Genomic DNA, 2,919 nt, shown 5'->3' with positions numbered 1-2,919 from the left:
ACGCTAACGTCTGATTCAGTGAATAAAGCTGGTTGCCCGTGATCGCTTCCGTGGAACCTTTCGCTATATCGCCATCCAAAAGGGACTTCAATTTGCTTTTGCTTCTTGTGTCCCCTTTGCCATGAAGCGCTACAAAAGCATTCTCTTCAGCACTCCACAATAACGCATTCTGCTCTATATTGTCAGAAATCTCATTATGAAGCTTCGTGAATGACTTTCCTACACCGGCAAACGCTTCCGCTACACTCGTATAGCTCTGCTCTTCAACAGAATTTCCATCAGAGCTAACCGTCGCAAATTTGAATTCTGGCGCTTTCCAAGCTCCATTTTCATATTTAGCACCGCCACCGAAATATTCAGCAAGAGTGGTATTCAGTGAATAAAGCTGTGAACCATTGACCGCTTCCGTCGATCCTTCCGAAAGACTTGCTGCCTTTACACCAGAGAGACTACGCGCTTCACCACTACTGTTAGCAACTGTAATCGCTGTCCCTTCTTTCTCCGCTCCAATCTTGATAATCTTTGTCTCTTCATCCTGCTTAACAAGACTATCGCTGACAATTTGGCTAACCTCTTTGGTAATTTCATTATGAATGTTCGTGAATGAGTTTCCTACACCGGCAAACGCTTCCGCTACACTCGTATAGCTCTGCTCTTCAACATCACTACCTTCTTCTTTGACAATCTTAACCTTGAAACTTGGAGCCGTCCATTTGCCACCTTCATATTTAGCACCGCCACCGAAATATTCAGCAAGGGTGGTATTCAGAGAATAAAGCTGTGAACCATTAACTGCTTCCGTTGAGCTTTCAGCTATATCCCCATTGGCAAGAAATTTAATCTTGCTATGGGCTTTTGCATCTCCTGCTCCATGCGTCGCTACAAAAGCTCCTTCTTCTTTATTCCAGTTCAAAGAATCCTGAGAAACACTTTCAGAGACATCCTTAATCCGTTGGTTTACATTCTGAATACTCTTATCAAAACTTGTAAAAGCTAAACCAACATTTTTAAATGCATGTTGTTCTATATTACCTTCTTTAGAAATCTCAGACAAATTATAGGTAGGCTCGGTAAAAGCTCCATCTTTAAACGCCGCATTACCACCTAAGAAACGCGCAATATCCTCAGAAATTTTATTAAGCTGATTACCATTGATAACATCATACGATTTATCAGCAATTCTACCATCCGAAACATTATGCAATGCTACCGGAGATGAACCGTTGCCTTTGCCAAAAGTAACACTGCCATAATTGGTGTTACCATTTGTTCCTTTATCATAAAGAACAACTGAAGAATCTTCAGACTGAATAGTTTTAGAAAGATCTGCTAAGCTTTTATCAAGCTGAGCTTTATTAACCGCTTCGTTATCATTTTCTGCCGCCTTCACGCCAGAAAGCGTCCGATCTTGATTACCTTTATCAGCAATAGTGATGGTCGTACCATCTTTTTCGCCACCAATCTTGATAATCTTTGTCTTTTCATCCTGCTTAACAAGACTATCGCTGACAACTTTGTTAATCTCACTCTTAACTTCATTGTGAATGTTCGTGAAAGAAGTCCCTACTCCAGCAAAGGCTTCTGCTACACTCTCATAGCTCTTTTCTTCAACATCACTACCATCTTCCTTAACAGTCTTAACTGTAAACTTTGGAGAAGTCCAAACACCACCTTCATACTGAGCAGTACCACCAAAAGACTTTGCAACACTGTCCCCTAAACTATGAAGCTGGGAACCATTGATGGCTTCCGTAGAGGTCGCAGAAATTGTTCCCGCTTTCACACCTGAAAGGGTTCGTGATGCACCATCAGTATTTGCAAACGTAACTTCAGCACCACTCTTTTCACCCCCTACACTAATAACATGCGTCTTTTTATCCTGCTTAACAAGACTGTCTCCTACAACTTTATTAATCTCATTCTTAACCTCTTTATGAAGATTCGTGAATGAAGTGCCTACACCAGCAAACGCTTCCGCTACACTCGTATAGCTCTGCTCTTCAACTACATTACCATCAGAACCAATCGTCGAAACTTCGAATTTTGGCGCTATCCATTTTCCATTTTCATATTTAGCACCCCCACCAAAATAGGTAGCAAGGGTAGTATTCAAAGAATAAAGTTGAGAACCATTGACCGCTTCCGTCGATCCTTCGGAAAGAACGCCAGCTTTCACACCAGACAAGGTCCGCGATGCATCACCACTATTGGCAATACTAATGCTGTTACCACCTTTTTCTGCTCCGATCTTGATAACCTTGGTATCAGTATCCTGCTTAACAAGGCTATCTCCTACAACTTTATTAATCTCATTCTTAACCTCTTTATGAAGATTTGCAAAAGAAGTACCAACACCCTCAAAGGCAGCAGAAACGGTATCATACTCATGCGTTTCAACTACACTACCATCTTCCTTGACAGTCTTAACTGTAAACTTTGGAGCAGTCCATTTGCCATTCTCATACTGAGCAGAACCACCCAAAGACTTCGCAACACTGTCCCCTAGACTATGAAGCTGAGAACCATTGACTGCATCCGTGGAGGTGGCAGTGATATCTCCAGCTGCAAGAGACATAATCTTGTTGCTGCTCTTATCCGTTCCATGCGTCGCTACAAAGGCACCTTTCGTATTATCCCACAACAAAGCGTCACTTTGTACAGTAGCAATTTCATTCTTAATCTCGTTGCTAATCTCTTCTTTAACTTTCGTGATCGAATTATTCACATTCGTGAAAGAAGTCCCTACTCCAGAAAAAGCCGTTGTGACATCATGATACGTGGCTTCTTCTGTTTGCCCATCTGCTTTCACACTTTGAACCGTGAAGGTCGGAGCAGTCCATTTACCACCTTCATACTGAGCAGCACCACCTAAAGACTTCGCAACACTCTCCCCTAGACTATGAAGCTGGGAACCATTGA

The 2,919-nt window shown here is 42.1% G+C and carries 1 pseudogene; it reads right to left on the bottom strand.

What is annotated here, in order from left to right:
• A pseudogene (locus tag AC0QT4_RS08700) lies at nucleotides 1-2,919 on the bottom strand (hypothetical protein); the annotation flags it as partial.

This window comes from Bartonella sp. EBT8 (assembly GCF_055796165.1).
Note: the sequence above shows the minus strand (reverse complement) of the source record. Positions and strands in the feature narration are given on the sequence as shown.